The organism is Pseudomonas sp. p99-361 (assembly GCF_003935475.1).
GTDB classification, from domain to species: domain Bacteria; phylum Pseudomonadota; class Gammaproteobacteria; order Pseudomonadales; family Pseudomonadaceae; genus Aquipseudomonas; species Aquipseudomonas juntendi.
In genome coordinates, this window is record NZ_RHQO01000014.1 from 39,035 (window position 1) to 60,138 (window position 21,104).

The window sequence follows — 21,104 nt, forward strand, 5'->3', positions numbered from 1 at the left end:
TGATGAGTGTCTCGGTCTGCCCTTGTGGCAGTGGCAACCTGCTTGATGCCTGCTGTGGGCATTACCATGCCGGTACCCCCGCACCCGATGCCCAGACGCTGATGCGCTCACGCTACAGTGCCTACGTGCTGGGCCTGGTCGACTACCTGGTCGCCACCACCCTGCCAGCCCAACAGGCCCAGCTGGACCGCGCCGGCATGGCCGCCTGGAGCGCCCAGAGCACCTGGCTGGGGCTGGAAGTGGAAAGCGCCCAAGTGCTGGGCGGCCAGCCCGAGCATGCCTTTGTCACGTTCACCGCACGCTGGCACGACCCGGACGGCGACCACCAGCACCGCGAGTGCTCGGCATTCGTCCAGCACGCCGGGCGCTGGTACTTCATAGACCCCACGGTCGCGTTGAAGGCCGGGCGCAATGACCCCTGCCCATGCGCCAGCGGGCAGAAGTTCAAGAAATGCTGCGCCAGTTACATGGGGAACCAAGCATGATCGAACGCGCCCGTCTGCTGCTGCTCGGTTCGCTGCTGGCATTGCTGACGGGCTGCGCCAGTTGGAGCGCAGATGACTGGCGCCCGCCTGAAGTGCACCTGGTCGAGGTCGAAACGGTCAAGGCCAGGTTGCTGCAGCAGGAATTCGTACTGCACCTGGAGGTCATCAACCCCAACGACAGCCGTCTGTTCATTCGCAGCCTGGCCTATGCCGTGCGGCTCAATGACCTGCTGCTGGTGCAGGATGAAACCAGCCTGTGGCGCAGCGTAGGCGGCCACGACCGGCGGACCTTCAAGATCACCGCACGCACCAACCTCTGGCGGCAACTCAAGCCACTGGCCAAGCTGCTGAAAAGTGGGCAGCCACTGCATTACACCCTGCAGGGCGATCTGGCCACTGGCCTGCTGATTCACCGGGACCTGCACTTATCGCGCAGTGGTGAGATAATCCCCGGTGATCACATCCCGGAGTAACCCTGCAATGTCCCAACAACCCCACGTTCATGGCCCTGACTGCAACCACGACCATGACCACCACCACGACCACGGCCATGTCCACGGCCCACACTGCAACCACGGCCATCAGGAGCCGGTACGCAACGCCCTGAAGGACGTTGGCCGTAACGACCCGTGCCCGTGCGGCAGCGAGAAAAAATTCAAGAAGTGCCACGGCGCCTGATCTAGCGCGTCTGTGGGGGTATGGCCCGCCGCGCCTGCTTCGCGCACCATGCCCCCGGTCCAGCACTGCCCGCCGTGCCTGGCGCTACGCGGCCTTGCGCCGGTTCGCCCCCAGCAAGTCCTGGTACCACAGGCCGGCGTCATAGGCGATGGTCACCAAGGTGGTCCCCGCATAGCGCGGCTGCTGGGCCATGCGCTGGGCAACCGCTAGGCAGGCGGCGGCAGTGTTACCGACGAAGACCCCGCTTTGCATATAGAACCAACGTTGCGCTGCCAACATTTCGGCATGCTGCACCTGCGCCCGTTCGTCCACCAGCGACCAGTCCAGAAATGGCGGGCTGACGCCTACCGCCATGCCTTCGAAGCGGTGATCGGTGAATACGCCAGCCTTGGAGTCACAGCCGTTGGGGTCGACCAGCACTGTCGACACCTCGAAACCGTGATCCTTCAGCCCCAGGGTAATGCCTGTAAAACTGGCGCCCGTGCCCGCGCAGCCAACGAACAGGATGTCCTTGCCGGCGCCCGCGTTGGTCAGTTGCAGCGCCAGTTCACTGGCTGTCTGGTAGCGGTGCGCTTCGATACCCACCGGGTTGTTGAACTGGTCGGTATAGAAGTATGACTTGCCCAGCGCGGCCTGGTTTTCCAGGTGGTGCATCACCACGTCCTTGGGCGTGGCACCGGCCATCAGCATTTCCTTGCCAATCAGCCGGGCGCCGAAGCATTCCAGCAAGTCCCGTTTGGTCTGGCTGAAACTCAGCCCAACCGCCAGCTCGACGGCCACCTGATACGCGTGGCATGCCGCCAGCAAGCCGAAGCCAAAACTGCCGCCGGTTTTTTCGATGACCGTGGTCACCCCTGGGATGATGTCGCCATTGCGCACGGCGTGCTCAACGATGCGCCGGGCGGCGCGGTACTTGTGGCTGCCACCGGGGTTGTTCATTTCCAGCTTGGTGTAGATGCGCTCGCTGACGTTGATGAGTTCGCTCATTTTCGGCTCCCTTCCATGGAAGTCTGCAGGCAGGCCTTGTTCTGCAACAGGCCAACGGTGGCGATCAGCAGGCCGATGCACAGGGCCATGCAGATGGCGTTGGTGCCGTCCCAGCCCACTGTGCTCAACAGCAGCGCGGGGCTGAACGCACCGATGGTGGCGCAGATGGCAATGCCCAGATCGTTCTTGCCCTGCATCTGCATCGCTGCCGGGCTGTTTTGCAGCGACTGCGCCAACAAGGCTCCGCCACCGACGTAGGTCAGGTTCCAGCCCAGCCCCAGGGCGATCAGCGCCACGGTCATCATGCTGTAGCTGTGCGACCAGATATTCAGCGCCGAGCAGCCGATCAACAGGGCCAGGCCCGCGCAGATGGTAGTCCGGATGCCCAGGCGCTGGATGATCGCCCCGGTGAAGAAAGACGGGGCGAACATGGCGATCACGTGCCACTGGATGGCCAGGCGCACGTCGGTAAAGTCTTCGTGCATATGCTTCATGTGCATCGAGGCCTGGATCATCAGCAGGTTCATGATGCCGTAGCCCAGCGCCGCGACCGCCATTGCCACCAACACGCTGGGGCTCAAAGGCTCGCTGCGGCTGCTGGCCGACGTGGCAGCGCTGCCGGTTGCAGCGGCCAGGCCGGTGTCGTTGGGCAGGCACACTGCAATCAGCAAAGACAACAGCGCCAGGCCGATGAACGCGGCATAACACAGCGAGAACAGTGGGTAGCCACCCACGTCGCGCAGCCACTCGGTGAGCGTCGGGCCCACCACGGCGGCAATCACGCCCCCGGCCACGACCAGCGACAGGGCTTTTGGCTTGAGGGCTTGGGAAAGGTTGTCGGTGGCGGCAAAACGGTTGAAGTTGGCGAAGGCGATGTAAACACCCAGCGCCGAGTGGCTGAGTACCAGCGTGGCAAAATGCTGGTGCTCCACCGCCAGAAAGCCGCTGACACCAGACACCGCCAGCGGAATGGCCCCCAGCATGAAGGCCTTCTTGCGGCCGATACGGCTCATCAACCTGGAAACCGGGTAGGTTGCCAGCATCAGGCACAGGAACTGGAACCCATACGGCACCGTCGACCATGCGGCGTCGGGGGCCAGTGCGGCGCCAACGATGGCCGCCATGGTCACCGACATCACGGCGGTGGTCAGGTTGATCGACTGGGCGGTGAAGTACAGGTAGGTGCGCCGCGGCAGGGTAGTGTTCATAAGGCATGCTCGTGGTAGGCGCCAAGGTCGATTTCGGCATCCGGGAACACGCAGATCAGGCGTTCCTTGCCTTTGCCCAGCCGTTTGCGCTTCACGCTCAGGCGCCCTATGCGCCTTGGCGAATCGAGGTGGGTGCCACCACACGGAATCTCGATGCCGTTGTAGGTCCACAAGCGTGCGTCTTCCAGCCCCTCGACGGCGTAATGCTCGATGGGCGCGTCGCCACCGATCAGTTCGTTGGCGCGCCGTTCTATCTCGATCACCTCCTCAGCGGTGAAGGCGTCCTCGACCAGAAAGTCGAACCGAGCCGTGTCCTCCTTGATGTGGCAGCCGATGGTCCACTGCTTCAGTTCCTCACGCAGGCCGATGGCAGCGGCATACAGGAAGTGGCTGGCACTGTGAGAGAGTGTTAGCCGCTCGCGCCGTTGAATATCGATGCTCACACGGGCAGGCATATCGACAGTCACTTCATCGAGCAAGTGCAAGTCGTCCGGGTGCACGGTGTGAATGATGATGCCGCCCAGTTTCCCGCCTTTGAAACCTTCCAGGCGAATAGGGCTGCCATAGAGTTTCTTGACCCAGACAAAACGCACCTTGCCGATCGGAAGTTCAATGATTCCATAATCAGCTTCCTGGCCACCGCCTTCTGGATAAGCCACGGTACTTTGCAACTCGATACCGTCGCTGTGCACGCGCGTTACTTGCGTATTGGCAGCGGCCAGGTATTGATCCTTGTAATACAGTTTTTCGGTATTGCGCAGAACTTCGTAATTCAGAGCATTCATGACTCGAGTACCACCTGCAATGATGTTTTGACCTGCACCCGGGCGGCGGCAGGGATGTCTTTGGTAACGATGCAGCCCGGCCCGATGAAGGCGCCGTCACCAATGTGGATAGCCCCGAGCACGCTGGCGAACGCGCCGACCTGAACCCGGTCGCCCAGTGTCGGGTGGCGGGGGCTGGAAGGGTTGCCGCTGATGCCGCGGGCCCCCAGGGTGACGCCGCCGAGCACGTAGCAGTCGTCACCGATGGTCGCGGTTTCACCAATGACGGTGCCCATGCCGTGGTCGATGATGAAGCGCGCGCCAATACGGCTGCGGAAGTGGATCTCTGCGCCCGACAGCATCTTGCCGCGGCGCGAGATCATGGCGGCGAGGCACTGCCCACCGGCGCCATATACCGATGCGCCATGGCGGTACACCCAGTGTGCAAGCCGATAATGCAAAACCGCCGAATAGGACGTATAAGTTCTGGCAATGAATACCAGGTCGCGGCCGGCGGCAGGGTCTTTGCTGGCGAATGCCAACAAGTCGTCATGGGCCTGTTCCGCCACCCGTTCAATAACATCGGTTTGTTTCAGCGCTTCGAATTCTTCAATTGAACAGCACTCCAGTAACGCCGAGGTCACAAGGTTTTTTACAACGTTGAATGACTCCAGTTCTTCAGGCACAGGAAGCCTGGCAATGACGGCTGATTGCATGTCCATAGGGTGCACGGCTCGATATCCAGTTGTCTGGTATTTACAGACGTTAAACGGGCTGCCAGGGCTGGCAGCCGAAAGTTCCGACGAGGGAATAGTGGCAGGTAATGGCCATGTGCAAACGAACAGTCGACAAGCATTTCCGTTAACTGTTAGGCTTTTTTTTCTAACGGTTGGGAACCTGCCATGAGCCCCTGCAGCCTTCATCAATTGCTCAAGCAACGCCTGGATGCAGGGGAATGGTTGCCGGGGCAGCGCATGCCCTCCATTCGCAAGCTCACGGCGGCGGTCCATTTCAGTTACCACGATGTGGTCTCGACCTATGCCCAGCTGGTCAGCGAAGGGGTACTGACCGCCTCGCCAGGGCGCGGCTACTTCGTCGCCAACCGCAGCCGGCAGGCGAACGTGATCCACGAACCCGAGTGCATGGCCGGCGACCCGCTGTTCCGGCTGCTGCAGGGCGGCCAGCACTACACCAAACTTGGCAGCGGCTGGCTGCCCCCGGCGTGGCGCGACACCGAGCTGCTGGCCAAGGCGATTCGGCGCACGGCGCGGCTGGAGCAAAGCTCCCTGGCCGAGTACGGCGATATCCAGGGCTACCTGCCCATGCGCAAACAGCTGTGCGTGCACATGAAACGCCTGACCCGGGTTGAAGTGCGCCCCAACCAGTTGCTGACCACGCTTGGCGCCACCCAGGGCCTGGACCTGGTCGCCCGGTTGCTGATCAAGCCGGGTGACCATGTGTTCGTCGACGAGCCGGGCAACGGCAACCTGATCAAGCTGATACAACTGGCCGGCGGCCAGGTGGTCGGCATCCGCCGAACCCAGGACGGGCCAGACGTAGAAGAAATGCGCAGCTACCTGGCCAAGCACAAGGTCAAGGCGTTTTTCTGCAACAGCACTTTCCACAACCCCACTGGCAGCAACATCAGCCCGCACAACGCCTTCAGCGTGCTGCGTCTGGCCGTGGAACACGAGTTCTACGTGGTGGAGGATGACGTGTATGGCGACTTCAGCCCGGCCGTGCGCCAGACGTTTGCCGAGCTGGACAACCTGGACCGGGTCATCTACATCGGCAGCTTTTCCAAATGCCTGTCGGCGTCGTTACGGGTAGGTTTCATCGCCTGCTCGCAAGACCTGATCGAGCCGCTGACCCGCCTCAAGCTGCTGACCTGCGTGGCGGTGCCGGCGTTTTGCGAGCGTTTCGTCAACACCATCCTGTCGGACGGCACCTACGCCCGGCACATGAAAGATGTGCAGCAGCGGCTGATCCGCCAGCAAGTACAGACACAGCGTTTGCTGCTCGAGCGCGGCTGGCAGTTCGAGATCGCGCCGCAGGGTGGCATGTTCCTCTGGGTCTACCACCCGCAACTGCCTGACCTGCAGCCGTTGATGCGCAAGCTGGAACAACACAAGATCCTGCTGATGCCCGGCTCGGCGTTCGCTGTCAGCCGTGATTACCGGCGTTACGCCCGCATCAATTGCACGCATTTTTCCGATGCCCTGGCAGGGCACTTCGAGGTTTGACCCGCCACCGGCAAATAAACCGACCTGGGACCTTGCATGGCGCCTGCGCGCTCACTACCTTAGCGCCTTTGCAAACTCGCCTCGCCCTGCAGGAGCCCTTGCCATGGCCGCCGCCGCCTTTCCTCATTTCCGCCCGCGGTTCACCACCGCTGCCACGCTGCTCGGCCTGCTTGGGCTGGCCGGCTGCCAGACCGGCGGCTACCAGGGCAGCGTGCCACCCGCCAGCGGCGTGCAGCCGCTCAAGGGCCTGGCACAGAACGTCTCGGTGCGGCGCAATGCCATGGGCGCACCGCTGATCGAAAGCAGCAGTTTCCATGACGCCCTTTTCAGCCTGGGCTATGTGCATGCCGGCGACCGCATCGAACAGATGGTCGCCATGCGCCTGCTGGCCCAAGGCCGCCTGGCGGAACTGGCCGGCAGCGAAGCGCTCGACATCGACCGCCTGATGCGCGCCGCCAACCTCAAGCAAAGCGCCGCCCAGCAATACGCCGACGCATCGCCACGGCTCAAGCGCTTTTTCGAGGTGTACGCACGCGGGGTCAATGCCTACCTGTTCCGCTACCGCGATAAGCTGCCAGCGGATTTGGCCAACAGTGGCTATCGCCCCGAATATTGGAAGCCTGAAGATTCGGCGCTGCTTTTCTGCCTGTATGCGTTCAGCCAGTCGGTGAACCTGCAGGAAGAACTCAGCGCCCTGACCCTGGCGCAGAAAGTCGGCAGCGACAAACTGGCCTGGCTGCTGCCCGGTGCACCGGACGAGCCCTTGGCCACAAGCGAAGTCGACAAGCTCAAGGGCCTCAACCTGGCCAGCCAGTTGCCAGGGCTGCCGGCGCTGGCGGCCGCCAGCCAGAAGCTGGCCGACCTCGACCTGCTCGGTAGCCCAGGCTCGGCCAACCTGGCCCTGGGCCCGCAACGCAGCCGCAGCGGCAAAAGCCTGCTGGCCAGTGACAGCCGCGCCGCCTGGGCCCTCAGCCCGGTGCAAATCCACACCAGCAAGTACCAGGTTGCCGGCCTGTCGCTGCCGGGCCTGCCGATCGTGTTGGCCGGCTACAACGGCAAACTGGCCTGGAGCAGCAGCGCAGTCATGGCCGACAACCAGGACCTGTTCCTGGAACAACTGCGCCGCCAGGGCAGCCAGCTGAGCTACCTGGCAGATGGCAAGTGGGTGCCGGCCCGCGCGCGCAGCGAAACCTTCTTCGTGCGCGGCCAGCGGCCACAGCGCGAAGTGATGTATGACACCCGCCACGGCACCCTGCTGGCCCAGCCCGACAACGCCAGCCTGGGCCTGGCCCTGAACTTGCCGCAGTTCAAGGGCGACCGGAGCCTGGATGCGCTCTTCGACCTGACCCGCGCCGGCAACCTCGAGCGCGCCTTCGACAGCACCCGCGAGGTCACTACGGCCGCCCTCAACTTCGTGTTCGCCGAGCCCGAGCATATCGGTTGGCAGGTCAGCGGGCGCTACCCCAACCGCCGCGAAGGCCAGGGCCTGCTGCCCTCCCCTGGTTGGGACGGGCGCTATGACTGGGACGGCTACGCCGACCCGATGCTGCACCCGTACGACCAGGATCCCACTGCTGGCTGGATCGGCCATGCCAACCAGCGCAGCCAGCCACGCGGTTATGGCATGCAGCTGTCCAGCACCTGGTACTACCCTGAGCGTGCCGAGCGCCTGGCCCAGCTGGCTGGCAATGGCCGCCATGACAGCCGCAGCCTGATGGCCCTGCAGAACGACCAGGTCACGCTACTGGCCAATCAGCTCAAGCAGATGTTCGACGCCCCCGGCATGGCCCAGCCGCTGAAGCAGGCAATCGACGCCCTGCCAGGCGCACAACGCGACAAGGCCCGCGAGGCATTGGCGCGGCTCAAGGCATTCGACGGTCGCCTGAGCCCGGTATCGGCAGACGCCGCGCTGTATGAACTGTTCCTGCAGGAAGTCGCCAGGCAGACTTTCCTCGATGACCTCGGCCCTGCGTCCAGCCCTGCCTGGCAGGCCTTCGTAAGCAACGCGCGGTTGTCGTTCTCGGCACAGGCCGATCACCTGCTGGGGCGCGACGACAGCCCGTTCTGGGACGACCGCAACACCCCGCAGAAAGAAGACAAGCCAGCCATTCTGGCCCGCAGCCTGGCGGCAGCCGTAGATGCCGGCACTGCGCAGCTGGGCGCCGACCGCCGCGCCTGGCAATGGGGCAAGCTGCACCAGTACCACTGGCCGGCGCCGGCCTACCATGGCTTGGGCGATGCGCTCAGCCGTGCGCCGCAAGCCGCAGGTGGCGACTTCACTACCCTCGCGCTCACCCCGTACGCCTGGGGCAGTGACTTCACCACCCGCCTGCCCGCCTCCGCGCGCATGATCGTCGACTTCGGCCAGGCCGAACCGCTGCAGGTGCTGACCAGCAGTGGCCAGTCCGGCAACCCGGCCAGCGCCCATTACAGCGATGGGCTGGATGCCTGGTTTAAAGGCCGCTTCATGAGCTTGCCGCTGCAACAGCAGAACTTCGCGCGAGCGTATGGCAACCAGCGCTTGACGCTGGTGCCGGGCAAGTAGCGTACCCGGGCATGGAAGCCTGTGACCCTTTCCCTCGAAGAAATGGTTCGAACTCCCAAGCTGGTTCCGAGCTCCTAACAAGTACTCTCGGTAACCAGCGCCTACGCCATGGACCTCGTCATCGCTCGCCCCGAAGGCCTGTACTGCCCACCCGGTGATTTCTACATCGACCCGTGGCGGCCCGTGGACCGCGCCGTGATCACCCATGGCCACGGCGACCATGCCCGCACCGGTAACGGCCACTACCTGACCGCCAGCTCGGGCGCCGGCATCCTGCGCAGCCGCCTGGGCCAGCACATCGATTTGCAGACCCTGCCCTACGGTGAGCGCCTGCAGCACCACGGCGTGACCCTGAGCCTGCACCCGGCCGGGCATGTGCTGGGTTCGGCGCAGGTGCGCCTGGAGTACCAGGGCGAGGTCTGGGTAGCCTCCGGCGACTACAAGGTCGAGCCTGATGGCACCTGTACGCCCTTCGAGCCGGTGCCCTGCCACACCTTCATCACCGAGTCGACCTTCGGCTTGCCGATCTATCGCTGGCCAAGCCAAAGCGAGATCTTCGCCGGCATCAATGCCTGGTGGCGGGCCAATTGCGAACTGGGCAAGGCCAGCGTGCTGTTCTGCTACGCCTTCGGCAAGGCCCAGCGGATTCTGCACGGCCTGGACGCGAGCATCGGCCCGATCCTGGTGCATGGCGCCGTCGAACCGCTCAACCGGGTGTACCGTGAAGCCGGTGTGCATCTACCCGATACCCGCTATGCCGGCGATATCGCGCGCAACGACCCCATGCTGCGCCGGGCGTTGGTCCTGGCGCCTCCGTCAGCCGGCGGCAGCAGCTGGATGCGCCGCTTCGGTGACTACAGCGACGCGTTCGCCAGCGGCTGGATGCTGCTGCGCGGCACGCGCAGGCGCCGCGGTGTGGACCGGGGCTTTGTGCTTTCCGACCATGCCGACTGGCCAGGCCTGCTCTGGGCCATCAGCCAGACCGGCGCCGAACGGGTGATGGTGACCCACGGTTCGGTCAATGTGTTGGTGCGTTACCTCAACGAACAAGGCCTGGATGCCCGTGCCTTCGTGACCGAGTACGGCGACGAAGACGATGCAGCCACGCCCGAGCCTGCGCCATGAAAGCGTTCGCTGCGTTGTACCTGCGCCTGGACGCGACCACTTCCAGCAATGCCAAGCTCGAAGCGCTGCGTGATTACTTCGCCACCGCGCCCGCCGAAGACGCTGCCTGGGCGGTGTATTTCCTGGCCGGTGGGCGCCCTCGGCAGTTGGTGCCGACGCGCCTGCTGCGCGAACTGGCAACGGCCATGGCCGGCCTGCCGGACTGGCTGTTCGAGGAAAGCTACCAGGCAGTCGGTGACCTGGCCGAAACCATTTCATTGCTGCTGCCGCAGCATGCAGAAGGCAACGACGAAGGCTTGGCAGCCTGGGTTGAAAACCATCTGCTGCCTTTGCGAGGCCTGCCGCCCGAGCAGGTCCGCGAACGCTTGCCAGCGCTGTGGGCGCAACTGGAACGCCCCAGCCTGATGCTGTGCCTGAAGCTGATCACCGGCAGCTTCCGCGTGGGCGTGTCCAAGCTGCTGGTCACCCGTGCGCTGGCGCAACTGGCCGGGCTGGACGCCAAACGCGTGGCCCAGCGGCTGGTTGGGTATACCGACATCAGTCACCGCCCCAGCGCCGCCAGCTACCACAAGCTGATCGCCGAGGAGTCCGCCGATGAACACAGTCAGCGCGGCGGCCAGCCCTACCCCTTCTTCCTGGCCCACCCACTGCAGGTGCCCAGCGAGCAGTTCGACGCCTTGCTCGGCCCGCCGAGTGACTGGCAGATCGAATGGAAGTGGGACGGCATCCGTGCCCAGGTGGTCAAGCGCGAGGGCCAGCTTTGGGTGTGGTCACGCGGCGAAGAGCTGGTCACCGAGCGCTTCCCCGAACTCCATGGCCTGGCGCAGACACTGCCTGATGGGGTGGTGCTGGATGGCGAGATCCTGGTGTGGAAGCCGGGCGAGTCATCGACGGAGCTGGCCGTGCAGCCATTCGCGCTGCTGCAGCAGCGCCTTGGCCGCAAAACCTTGGGCAAGAAGCTGCTGGCCGACGCGCCTGTCGTGCTGCAAGCCTACGACTTGCTGGAGTGGCAAGGCGAAGACTGGCGTAGCCGACCGCAGCACGAGCGCCGCACCCAGCTGCAACGCCTGGTGGAAGAACACCCGCTTGCCCCGGTCCTGCTGTCGCCACTGCTCGAAGGCCCGGACTGGGCCGATCTTGCCCGCCAGCGTGAGCAATCCCGCAGCCTTGGCGTCGAGGGCCTGATGCTCAAGCAGCGTGAGGCCTTGTACGGCGTGGGCCGTACCAAGGACATGGGCACCTGGTGGAAGTGGAAGATCGACCCCTTCAGCGTCGATGCCGTGCTCATTTATGCCCAACGTGGCCATGGCCGCCGGGCCAGCCTGTACAGCGACTACACCTTCGCCGTGTGGGACGCGCCGGCCGGCACGCCTGGACGGGCACTGGTGCCGTTTGCCAAGGCGTACTCAGGGCTCAGCGACGCGGAGATGCGCAAGGTCGACAGCATCATCCGCAAAACCACCGTGGAAACCTTCGGCCCGGTGCGCAGCGTGACCCCCACCCTGGTGTTCGAACTAGGCTTCGAGGGCATCGCCCTGTCCCGCCGGCACAAGAGCGGTATCGCCGTGCGCTTCCCGCGCATGCTGCGCTGGCGCCTGGACAAACCGGTGGAAGAGGCCGACGACCTGGCGACGCTGCAGGCCTTGCTGGCCTAGGTTGCTGGCTGGGTGGCCGCGGTGTGGGCGGGCTCGCTCGCGCAGCCCACCCTCACCGAGTTTCGGCAAACCCTATGCAGGCACAACGCCGAAAACTGTGCTTCTATCTGTGTGCCGACCCGTGTCGCAGACCGTTTTCGCCACGCAGCCAGGACCACCATGCACCATTCAACACACGACCTGCTCTCACCCGTTCCGGGCATCACCCGCCAACTGCACAGCTTCCACTTCGGCCCCCGCGGTGGTGGCAAAGTCTATATCCAGGCATCGCTGCACGCCGACGAGCTACCCGGCATGCTGGTCGCCTGGCACCTCAAGCGCCGCCTGGCAGAACTGGAACAACAAGGCCGCCTGCAGCGTGAAATCATCCTGGTGCCGGTGGCCAACCCGGTTGGCCTGGAGCAGGTGCTGCTGGACGCGCCACTGGGACGCTTCGAGCTACAGAGTGGCGAGAATTTCAACCGTAATTTCGTCGACCTGTCGGACACCATCGGCGACCAGATCGAAGAGCACCTCAGCCAGGACCCTGCCCACAACGTTGCGCTGATCCGCGAGTATCTGCGCCGCGGGCTGGACGCGCACCCGGCGCGTACGCCGCTGCAGGCCCAGCGCCTGATCCTGCAACGGCTGGCCTGCGATGCCGACCTGATACTGGACCTGCACTGCGACTTCGAAGCGGTGGAGCACCTGTACACCACACCCGACGCCTGGCCGCAGATCGAACCGCTGGCCCGCTACCTGGGTGCACAGGCCAGCCTGCTGGCCACCGATTCGGGCGGGCAGTCGTTCGACGAGTGCTTCAGCCTGGTCTGGTGGCAGTTGCAGCAGCGCTTCGGCAAACGCTTCCCTATCCCGTTGGGCTGTTGCTCGGTCACGGTCGAGTTGCGCGGGCAGGCCGACGTCAGCCACGCACTGGCCAGCAAGGATTGCGGGGCGATTCTCGACTTCCTCACCCATGCCGGCATTATCGAGGGTGCCAAGCCGGCACTCCCCGCCCTGCTGCGCCCGGCTACACCGCTGGCCGCCGTAGAACCGGTGGCGACACCCCTGGGTGGATTGCTGGTGTACCACGCCAAACCAGGCCAGCAACTGGCGGCAGGCCAACTGATCGCCGAAGTCATCGACCCCCTCAGCGACCGGGTCACTGCCGTGCGCAATAGCCAGGCCGGTCTGTTGTACGCCCGCAGCGTACGGCGCATGGCTACCGCGGGCATGGTCATCGCCCATGTGGCCGGCGAGCAGGTGTGCCGAAGCGGTTACCTGTTGGGCAATTGATCCGGTAAAACCATTGCCGCCGGCGGGTGGTCTGTAGAAGCACAACCTTCGAAGGACCCTGCGCCCCATGCCCACCACCGACCTCGCCAACGCCTGGTTCAGCAAACGTGGCTGGAAACCGTTCGCGTTCCAGCGCCGGGTCTGGGCGGCGGTAGAGCGTGGCGAGTCTGGCCTGCTGCACGCCAGCACCGGTGCCGGCAAAACCTACGCGGTGTGGCTGGCGGCACTGCGCGCATTCAAGGCCCAGGCGCAGGGGCGCCAGGCAGCACCCTTGCAGGTGATATGGATCACGCCCATGCGCGCCCTGGCCGCCGACACTGCGCGCGCCCTGCAAGCGCCCCTTGATGAGCTGGGTTTGCCGTGGAGTGTCGGCGTACGCAGCGGCGACACCAGCAGTGCCGAGCGGGCCCGACAAGCGCGGCGCCTGCCCAGCGTGCTGGTCACCACCCCGGAAAGCCTGACCCTGCTACTGACGCGTGCCCAGGCCGAAGCCGATTTCGCCACGCTGCGCTTGATAGTGGTCGACGAATGGCACGAGTTGTTGGGTAACAAACGCGGCGTACAACTGCAGCTGGCCTTGGCCCGCCTGCGCCGCTGGCACCCAGGCCTGCCGACCTGGGGTTTGTCTGCCACCTTGGGCAACCTGCAGCATGCACGGGACGTGCTGCTGCCCGAGGGCGGCCTGCTGGTGCAAGGCCGGCAAGACAAAGCACTGCAGGTCGATACCCTGCTGCCCGGGGCCATAGAACGGTTTCCCTGGGCCGGGCACATGGGCCTGAAAATGCTCGACCAAGTCAGCCGCGAGGTCGACGCCAGCACCAGTTGCCTGGTGTTCACCAATACCCGGGCCCAAGCCGAGCTCTGGTACCAGGCCCTGCTGGAAAGCCGCCCCGACTGGGCCGGCCTGATCGCCTTGCACCATGCCTCACTGGCCCGGGAAACCCGCGACTGGGTCGAACGCAGCCTCAAGCAGGGCAGCCTGAAGGCGGTGATCTGCACCTCCAGCCTGGACCTGGGGGTAGACTTTCTGCCCGTGGAGCGGGTGCTGCAAATCGGCTCGGCCAAGGGCATCGCACGCCTGATGCAACGGGCCGGCCGCTCGGGCCATGCCCCCGGGCGGCGCTCCCGGATAACCCTCGTACCTACCCACAGCCTGGAGCTGGTCGAGGCAGCAGCCGCTCGCCAGGCACTGGAAGCCGGGCACATCGAGGCGCGTTTCTCCCCCCGGCTGTGCATGGACGTACTGGTGCAGCACCTGGTCAGCATGGCCTTGGGCAGTGGCTTTCGCGCCGACCAGTTGCTGGCCGAAGTGCGCAGCACCTGGGCGTTCGCCGGCTTGCGCGACAGCCAGTGGCAGTGGGCCCTGGACTTTGTCTGCCACGGCGGCAGTTCACTGACGGCCTACCCCGACTACCAGCGCGTCGAGCGCCATGCCGACGGCGTTTATCGAGTGGCCAGCGAGCGCCTGGCGCGGCGCCATCGCATGGGCATCGGCACCATCGTCAGCGATGCCAGCCTGCAGCTCAAATACTGGAGCAAGGGCGGCGGCGGCAAGACGCTGGGCAGTGTCGAGGAGGCCTTCATCGCCCGCCTGCGGCCCGGCGATACGCTGGTGTTCGCCGGGCGGGTACTGGAACTGGTGCGGGTGGAAAACATGACCGCCTACGTACGCCGCAGCACCGCACGCAAGGCTGCCATAGCACGCTGGAACGGCGGGCGCATGCCCTTGTCGAGCGAGCTGGCCGATGCGCTGGTCGAACAGCTCGACGCTGCCGCCCACGAACGTTTTACCGGCCCGGAAATGCGCGCCGTGCGCCCGCTGCTGGCACTGCAAGCCCAATGGTCGGCTCTACCCACCACGGCTACGCTGCTGGCGGAGACCTTCAAGTCGCGCCAGGGCTGGCATCTGTTCCTGTACCCCTTCGCCGGGCGCATGGCCAACCTGGGCCTGGCCAACCTGATTGCCTGGCGGGTGAGCCGCCAGCAACCCCTGTCGGTATCGATTGCCGTAAATGACTATGGCTTCGAGCTGCTCAGCCCTGGCCATGTGGACTGGGCGACGCACTTGCCGCAGGCGCTGGGCACCGAGCAACTGCTGGAGGATGTGCTGGCCAGCCTCAACGCGGGTGAAATGGCGCTACGCCGTTTCAGGGAAATTGCCCAGATTGCCGGGCTGGTGTTTGGCGGCTATCCGGCGGCGCAGAAAAGCATGCGGCAGATTCAAGCCTCCAGTGGCCTGTTCTACGAGGTGTTTCGCAAACATGATGCAGGCAACCTGCTGCTCGGCCAGGCCCGTGACGAGGTGCTGAGCGAGGAACTGGAAATTGATCGCCTGCACCGCCAACTGTTGAAGATGGCCGGCTTGCAGTTGGACCTGCGGGCATTGAAGCGGCCGGGGCCGCTGGCGTTCGCCTTGCTGGTGGAGGGCATGCGCGAGACGTTGAGCACCGAGAAGCTGGCGGACCGTATTGCGCGAATGGTGGCAGAACTGGAACAGGCGGCGAACAAGGAATGACTCATCAGCATCAGGCCATCGAACATTGCGGCCAGGAGTTATGGCTGCTCCCGGACAAGGCCATCTACTGGCCGGCGCAGCGTGCATTGCTGGTTGCCGACGTGCATATCGGCAAAGCCGCCAGTTATCGCGCATTGCACCAACCGGTGCCGCGCGGCACCACCGAGGCGACCCTGGCGCGGCTGGATGACCTGCTCGCCCACTACGCTTGCGAACAGCTGATCGTACTCGGCGACTTCCTGCACGCGCGCAGCGCGCGGGCACCTGCCACGCTGGCTCGTCTGCAGGCATGGCGCGACCGCCATCCTGGCCTGCACATCGTGCTGATACGCGGCAACCACGATCACAACGCCGGCGATCCCCCCGAAACGCTGGGCATCACAGTGCTGGATGAACCCTGGCTGCTGGGCCCCTTCGCCCTGCAGCACGAACCGCATTCTCACCCGGAACGGCCAGTGCTGGCCGGCCACGTGCACCCGGTCTTCATCCTGCGTGGCAGGGCCAGGCAACGCCTGCGCCTGCCGTGCTTTCTGATCGACGAACAAGTGAGCCTGCTGCCCGCATTCGGTGAGTTCACCGGCGGCTGGGAAATAGCGCCGCTGCCCACCAGCCAGGTCTACCTGGCTGGCGCCGGCCGGGTCTGGCCGCTTTAGCAGCGCATCACGCTACAGGCGCTGGGGGAGGCTCGTCAGGCAAGGTCGGCTCGCCCGGTTCCATGGGTGGTGATTCACCTGGCTGCGCAGGCTGCGGCGTATCGGGGTCAGGCTGATGGGGCACGCCCCCGGCCTGCATGGGCAACGGATGCGCCAGCAAAGCCCAGGGCAACAACCCGATGTGGTTGGGCTGCAGACCTGCCAGCTTGGCACTGATTGCGGGATGGAGTTTCATTGGCTGCTCCTGACGAAACCGATGCACATCATGAGCACCGGCGTACTTCGTTGGAGTGGCAAAAGCGCAGGTAATTCCCCGCGCTCGTCGGCTCAGGTCCGCGGCAGGGTCACGCCGCGCTGGCCCTGGTACTTGCCGCCGCGGTCCTTGTACGACACATCGCACGCTTCGTCAGACTGCAGGAACAGCATCTGCGCCACGCCTTCGTTGGCATAGATCTTTGCCGGCAGCGTGGTGGTATTGGAGAATTCCAGGGTCACGTGGCCTTCCCACTCAGGTTCCAGCGGGGTGACATTGACGATGATGCCGCAACGGGCGTAGGTGCTCTTGCCCAGGCAGATGGTCAGCACGTCGCGCGGAATGCGGAAGTACTCGACCGTGCGCGCCAGGGCGAACGAGTTCGGCGGAATGATGCACACGTCGCTCTTGATGTCGACGAAGCTGCCAGCGTCGAAGTTTTTCGGATCGACGGTCGCCGAGTTGATGTTGGTGAACACCTTGAATTCGTCGGCGCAGCGCACGTCGTAGCCGTAGCTGGAAACACCGAAAGAGATGACCCGGCTGTCCTGCTCGCCGCGCACCTGGCGCTCGACGAACGGCTCGATCATGCCGTGTTCCTGCGCCATGCGGCGAATCCACTTGTCCGATTTGATGCTCATGGCGGGGTGTCCTGAAGAGTTGCGTGGTGGAAAACGTGGTGCGCATCTTACCGGTCCCGGCGCCCAGGTTAAAGTTCCATCCCTCACCCCGCGTCGGGCGCGGCTTGCAGCCGCCGTCGATCCGAATTTGCCTAAACCGCATTCAGACCATTGGCAGGTTGCGGAAAGTGGGGTAAGGTGGCGCCACTGTGCTGCACGTGACACCGAGAATCTCTAGTTTGATGCACGATCCTGATCGGCCCATCGCTGAATTTTCTGCTCTCTTTGCGCTCAGTCCCGGTCAGGGTGTTTCCTGACCGTTATCAAATTGTCCAAGGAGACAGAAAAATGTCCAACCGTCAATCCGGTGTTGTTAAGTGGTTCAACGATGAGAAAGGCTACGGCTTCATCACCCCTCAGTCGGGCGACGACCTGTTCGTGCACTTCAAAGCCATCCAAGCTGACGGCTTCAAAACCCTGAAAGAAGGCCAGGCTGTTACTTTCGTCGCTACCCGCGGCCAGAAAGGCATGCAGGCTGAAGAAGTTCAGATCGCCTAAGCCGATCTAGCTTCCTAGCTTTCAAAAAACCCGCCTTCTGGCGGGTTTTTTTATGCTTGTTCGAAATTCGGCGCTGGCTTCTTCGCGGGCACGCCCGCTCCCACAGGGATCGCGCAGGCTTCAATTGCTGCGCAGTCCTTAGGGGAGCGGGCATGCCCGCGAAGCAGGCGGCTCGCTCTCAGGTCAATCTTCGCTGATGGTGATGCTCGGCATCGCCGGCGCTGCAGCTTCCTGCAGCACGATCCGCGCCCCTACCTGGCGCGCCAGTTCCTGGTAGACCATGGCAATCTGGCTCTCCGGCTCGGCAATGGCGGTCGGCTTGCCGTTGTCGGCCTGCTCGCGGATGACCATCGAGAGTGGCAGCGAGGCCAGCAGATCGACGCCATACTGGCTGGCCAGTTTCTCGCCACCACCTTCGCCGAACAGGTGCTCGGCATGGCCGCAGTTGGAACAGATGTGCACGGCCATGTTCTCGACCACGCCCAGTACCGGGATGTTGACCTTACGGAACATTTCCACACCCTTGCGGGCATCGAGCAAGGCCAAGTCCTGTGGTGTGGTAACGATCACCGACCCGGCCACCGGCACCTTCTGGGCCAGGGTCAGCTGGATGTCACCGGTGCCCGGGGGCATGTCGATCACCAGGTAGTCCAGGTCGTCCCACGCAGTCTGGGTCACCAACTGCAGCAGCGCACCCGAGACCATCGGGCCACGCCAGACCATCGGCGTGTTGTCGTCGGTCAGGAACGCCATGGACATCACTTCCACGCCATGCGCCTTGATCGGCACAAACCACTTCTGTTCGCGAATCTGCGGGCGGGTGCCTTCGGCGATACCGAACATAACGCCCTGGCTGGGGCCATAGATGTCGGCATCCAGAATACCCACCCGGGCACCCTCGCGGGCCAGCGCCAGGGCCAGGTTGGCGGCGGTGGTCGACTTGCCCACGCCGCCCTTGCCCGAGGCCACGGCGATGATGTTCTTGACGTTGGCCATGGCCGGCACCTGGGCCTGGGCCTTGTGCGCGGCAACCACGCAGTCGATCGACACCTGGGCGCCGCTGACGCCCTCGAGGTTGCCGATGGCGGTCTGCAGCACCTGGGCCCAGCCGTTCTTGAACAGCCCGGCGGCATAGCCCAACTGCAACTGCACGCTGACATGCCCGCCCTGGATATCGATGGCGCGCACGCAACCGGCGCTGACCGGGTCCTGGTTCAGGTAGGGGTCGGTGTACTGGCGAAGCACGCCTTCGATGGCGGCACGGGTGACGGCACTCATGGAGACTCCCATTGGCAAACTGAATGTAAAACAGGCGCCTATCCTAACCCGTCAATCATCAGCAGATGCGCTTGCGGGGTGAAATATCTTCGCCAGCCCTTTATAGTGGCCGATCACCCTCATTTTTACCCCGAGCCAGATAAGTAGCCGAGCCACCATGTCCGAGCCACGCCAGATTCTCGTCACCAGCGCCCTGCCCTATGCCAATGGATCGATCCACCTTGGCCATATGCTGGAGTACATCCAGACGGATATGTGGGTACGCTTCCAGAAGCTGCGCGGGAACCAGTGCATTTACGTCTGCGCCGACGACGCTCACGGCTCGGCCATCATGCTGCGCGCGGCAAAGGAAGGCATCACCCCGGAACAGCTGATTGCCAACGTCCAGGCCGAACACAGCAGCGACTTCGCCGACTTCCTGGTGGACTTCGACAACTTCCACTCCACCCACAGCGAAGAAAACCGTGAGCTGTCGAGCCTCATCTACACGCGCCTGCGTGAGGCCGGGCACATTGCCACCCGTTCGGTGACCCAGTACTTCGACCCGGAAAAGGGCATGTTCCTGGCCGACCGCTTCATCAAGGGCACCTGCCCGAAGTGCGCGGCCGAAGACCAGTACGGCGACAACTGCGAGAAATGCGGCGCCACCTACGCACCGACCGAACTGAAGAACCCCAAGTCGGCCATTTCCGGGGCCACCCCGGTATTGCGCGATTCGCAGCACTTTTTCTTCAAGCTGCCCGACTTCCAGGCCATGCTGCAACAGTGGACCCGCAGCGGCACGCTGCAGGACGCAGTCGCCAACAAGCTGGCCGAATGGCTGGACTCCGGCCTGCAGGAATGGGACATCTCCCGTGACGCGCCGTACTTCGGTTTCGAAATTCCGGGTGAGCCGGGCAAATACTTCTATGTCTGGCTCGATGCGCCTATCGGCTACATGGCCAGCTTCAAGAACCTTTGCGCGCGCCGCCCGGAACTGGAGTTCGATGCGTTCTGGCGCGAGGGCTCCACGGCCGAGCTGTACCATTTCATCGGCAAGGACATCGTCAACTTCCACGCCCTGTTCTGGCCAGCCATGCTCGAAGGCGCGGGCTTCCGCAAGCCGACCGCCGTCAACGTGCACGGTTACCTGACCGTCAACGGCGCCAAGATGTCGAAGTCGCGGGGTACGTTCATCAAGGCCCGTACCTACCTCGACCACCTGCAGCCAGAGTACCTGCGCTATTACTACGCCGCCAAGCTGGGCCGCGGCGTCGACGACCTCGACCTGAACCTGGAAGACTTCGTGCAGAAGGTCAACTCTGACCTGGTTGGCAAGGTAGTCAACATCGCCAGCCGCTGTGCCGGCTTCATCCACAAGGGTAACCAGGGCGTGATGGTTAGCGGTGATGCCGCGCCTGAACTGACCGAAGCCTTCCTGGCTGCCGCCCCGTCCATTGCCGAGGCCTACGAAGGCCGCGATTTCGGCCGCGCCATGCGCGAAATCATGGCGCTGGCCGACCGTGCCAATGCCTGGATCGCCGACAAGGCGCCGTGGTCCCTGGCCAAGCAGGAGGGCAAGCATGACGAAGTGCAGGCGATCTGCGCCCAGGGCATCAACCTGTTCCGCCAGTTGGTGATTTTCCTCAAGCCGGTACTGCCGCTGCTGGCTGCCGACGCCGAGGCCTTCCTCAACGTGGCCCCGCTGACCTGGAACGACCACCTGTCGCGCCTGGAAAACCACACGCTGAACCCGTTCAAGGCACTGATGAGCCGTATCGAGCTGGCCAAGGTCGAAGCCATGGTCGCCGCCAGCAAGGAAGACCTGCTGGCCGCCGAACCCGCGGCCCCGGCAGGCAACGGCGAGCTGGCCAAGGACCCGCTGTCGGCAGAAATCGAGTTCGACACCTTTGCCGCCGTGGACCTGCGTGTGGCACTGATCGTCAAGGCCGAAGCCGTGGCGGGTGCTGACAAGCTGCTGCAGCTGACCCTGGACATCGGGGACGAACGCCGCAATGTGTTCTCCGGCATCAAGTCGGCTTACCCGGACCCATCCAAGCTCGAAGGCCGCCTGACCATGATGGTCGCCAACCTGAAACCGCGGAAAATGCGCTTTGGCGTGTCCGAGGGGATGGTCATGGCGGCAGGCCCTGGTGGTGAAGAGATCTACCTGCTGAGCCCGGACAGCGGCGCCAAGCCAGGCCAGCGCATCAAGTAATTGACCGTGGGGGCTGCCTGGCAGCCCCGTTGGCTTTTGCGGCGGGCCGGGGCAACCCCGGCCTG

General features: G+C 64.2%; 19 protein-coding genes. 12 read left to right on the plus strand and 7 right to left on the minus strand.

Going from position 1 to position 21,104, the window contains the following annotated elements; all coding sequences use genetic code 11:
* The first annotated feature begins 2 nt into the window (after positions 1-2).
* From EGJ22_RS08975 to EGJ22_RS08985, 3 genes are read left to right on the plus strand one after another with little or no spacing between them, the layout of a single operon-like run.
* Positions 3-485: a YchJ family protein gene (locus tag EGJ22_RS08975; protein WP_029886590.1), complete on the plus strand. Its 483-nt coding sequence runs from the start codon at positions 3-5 to the stop codon at positions 483-485.
* Positions 482-958 carry an LEA type 2 family protein gene (locus EGJ22_RS08980; protein ID WP_009684591.1) on the plus strand — a complete coding sequence of 159 codons (477 nt, stop codon included), beginning with the start codon at positions 482-484 and terminating at the stop codon, positions 956-958. Before EGJ22_RS08975 ends, EGJ22_RS08980 begins: the two co-directional genes overlap by 4 nt.
* 7 nt (positions 959-965) lie before the next feature.
* Positions 966-1,163: an SEC-C metal-binding domain-containing protein gene (locus EGJ22_RS08985; protein WP_009684590.1), complete on the plus strand. Its 198-nt coding sequence runs from the start codon at positions 966-968 to the stop codon at positions 1,161-1,163.
* A gap of 84 nt (positions 1,164-1,247) precedes the next feature.
* Here EGJ22_RS08985 and EGJ22_RS08990 read toward each other — a convergent pair whose 3' ends face one another.
* The 4 genes from EGJ22_RS08990 to EGJ22_RS09005 are packed head-to-tail and all read right to left on the minus strand — an operon-like array spanning position 1,248 to position 4,844.
* Positions 1,248-2,150, minus strand: coding sequence for a pyridoxal-phosphate dependent enzyme (locus EGJ22_RS08990; protein WP_029886591.1), 903 nt, complete (start codon positions 2,148-2,150; stop codon positions 1,248-1,250).
* Positions 2,147-3,358: an MFS transporter gene (locus EGJ22_RS08995; protein WP_009684587.1), complete on the minus strand. Its 1,212-nt coding sequence runs from the start codon at positions 3,356-3,358 to the stop codon at positions 2,147-2,149. Before EGJ22_RS08995 ends, EGJ22_RS08990 begins: the two co-directional genes overlap by 4 nt.
* Positions 3,355-4,143 carry an alanyl-tRNA editing protein gene (locus EGJ22_RS09000; RefSeq protein ID WP_029886592.1) on the minus strand — a complete coding sequence of 263 codons (789 nt, stop codon included), beginning with the start codon at positions 4,141-4,143 and terminating at the stop codon, positions 3,355-3,357. Before EGJ22_RS09000 ends, EGJ22_RS08995 begins: the two co-directional genes overlap by 4 nt.
* The gene (locus tag EGJ22_RS09005; protein ID WP_009684584.1) at positions 4,140-4,844 is read right to left on the minus strand and encodes a serine O-acetyltransferase; all 705 of its coding nucleotides are present in this window, start codon (positions 4,842-4,844) and stop codon (positions 4,140-4,142) included. Before EGJ22_RS09005 ends, EGJ22_RS09000 begins: the two co-directional genes overlap by 4 nt.
* A 180-nt stretch (positions 4,845-5,024) precedes the next feature.
* Between EGJ22_RS09005 and EGJ22_RS09010 the strand changes: the two genes are divergently transcribed.
* The 7 genes from EGJ22_RS09010 (at position 5,025) to pdeM (ending at position 16,133) form a co-directional block, all read left to right on the plus strand.
* Complete coding sequence (locus EGJ22_RS09010) at positions 5,025-6,365, plus strand: PLP-dependent aminotransferase family protein (protein ID WP_029886593.1); 1,341 nt, start codon at positions 5,025-5,027, stop codon at positions 6,363-6,365.
* A 103-nt stretch (positions 6,366-6,468) separates the two neighbouring features.
* Positions 6,469-8,910, plus strand: coding sequence for a penicillin acylase family protein (locus EGJ22_RS09015; RefSeq protein ID WP_029886594.1), 2,442 nt, complete (start codon positions 6,469-6,471; stop codon positions 8,908-8,910).
* A gap of 108 nt (positions 8,911-9,018) precedes the next feature.
* Positions 9,019-10,035 carry a ligase-associated DNA damage response exonuclease gene (locus EGJ22_RS09020; RefSeq protein ID WP_029886595.1) on the plus strand — a complete coding sequence of 339 codons (1,017 nt, stop codon included), beginning with the start codon at positions 9,019-9,021 and terminating at the stop codon, positions 10,033-10,035.
* Positions 10,032-11,690, plus strand: coding sequence for an ATP-dependent DNA ligase (locus EGJ22_RS09025; protein WP_029886596.1), 1,659 nt, complete (start codon positions 10,032-10,034; stop codon positions 11,688-11,690). Before EGJ22_RS09020 ends, EGJ22_RS09025 begins: the two co-directional genes overlap by 4 nt.
* Before the next feature lie 159 nt (positions 11,691-11,849).
* On the plus strand, positions 11,850-12,965 hold the full coding sequence (locus tag EGJ22_RS09030) for a succinylglutamate desuccinylase/aspartoacylase family protein (protein WP_029886597.1): 1,116 nt from the start codon (positions 11,850-11,852) through the stop codon (positions 12,963-12,965).
* 67 nt (positions 12,966-13,032) lie between these two features.
* Positions 13,033-15,480 carry a ligase-associated DNA damage response DEXH box helicase gene (locus EGJ22_RS09035; protein ID WP_029886598.1) on the plus strand — a complete coding sequence of 816 codons (2,448 nt, stop codon included), beginning with the start codon at positions 13,033-13,035 and terminating at the stop codon, positions 15,478-15,480.
* On the plus strand, positions 15,477-16,133 hold the full coding sequence (gene pdeM, locus EGJ22_RS09040; RefSeq protein ID WP_029886599.1) for a ligase-associated DNA damage response endonuclease PdeM: 657 nt from the start codon (positions 15,477-15,479) through the stop codon (positions 16,131-16,133). Before EGJ22_RS09035 ends, pdeM begins: the two co-directional genes overlap by 4 nt.
* Positions 16,134-16,140: 7 nt before the next feature.
* On the opposite strand, the gene EGJ22_RS09045 is transcribed toward pdeM, so the two are convergent.
* Both EGJ22_RS09045 and dcd read right to left on the minus strand, forming a co-directional pair.
* Positions 16,141-16,368, minus strand: a complete 228-nt coding sequence (locus EGJ22_RS09045) for a hypothetical protein (RefSeq protein ID WP_009684572.1) — start codon at positions 16,366-16,368, stop codon at positions 16,141-16,143.
* 92 nt (positions 16,369-16,460) lie between these two features.
* Entirely contained in the window at positions 16,461-17,027 is a 567-nt protein-coding gene (gene dcd / locus EGJ22_RS09050) for a dCTP deaminase (RefSeq protein ID WP_009684571.1), read from the minus strand.
* A 327-nt stretch (positions 17,028-17,354) separates the two neighbouring features.
* Here dcd and EGJ22_RS09055 point away from each other — a divergent pair, with 327 nt between their 5' ends.
* Positions 17,355-17,564, plus strand: coding sequence for a cold-shock protein (locus EGJ22_RS09055; RefSeq protein ID WP_003254922.1), 210 nt, complete (start codon positions 17,355-17,357; stop codon positions 17,562-17,564).
* 183 nt (positions 17,565-17,747) lie between these two features.
* Here the strand turns inward: EGJ22_RS09055 and apbC are convergent, their stop codons facing one another.
* Positions 17,748-18,842, minus strand: a complete 1,095-nt coding sequence (gene apbC / locus EGJ22_RS09060; RefSeq protein ID WP_009684570.1) for an iron-sulfur cluster carrier protein ApbC — start codon at positions 18,840-18,842, stop codon at positions 17,748-17,750.
* Positions 18,843-18,999: 157 nt separating this feature from the next.
* Here apbC and metG point away from each other — a divergent pair, with 157 nt between their 5' ends.
* A complete protein-coding gene (gene metG / locus EGJ22_RS09065; RefSeq protein ID WP_029886600.1) occupies positions 19,000-21,039 on the plus strand; it encodes a methionine--tRNA ligase in 2,040 nt (679 codons plus the stop codon).
* The last annotated feature ends 65 nt before the right edge of the window (positions 21,040-21,104 follow it).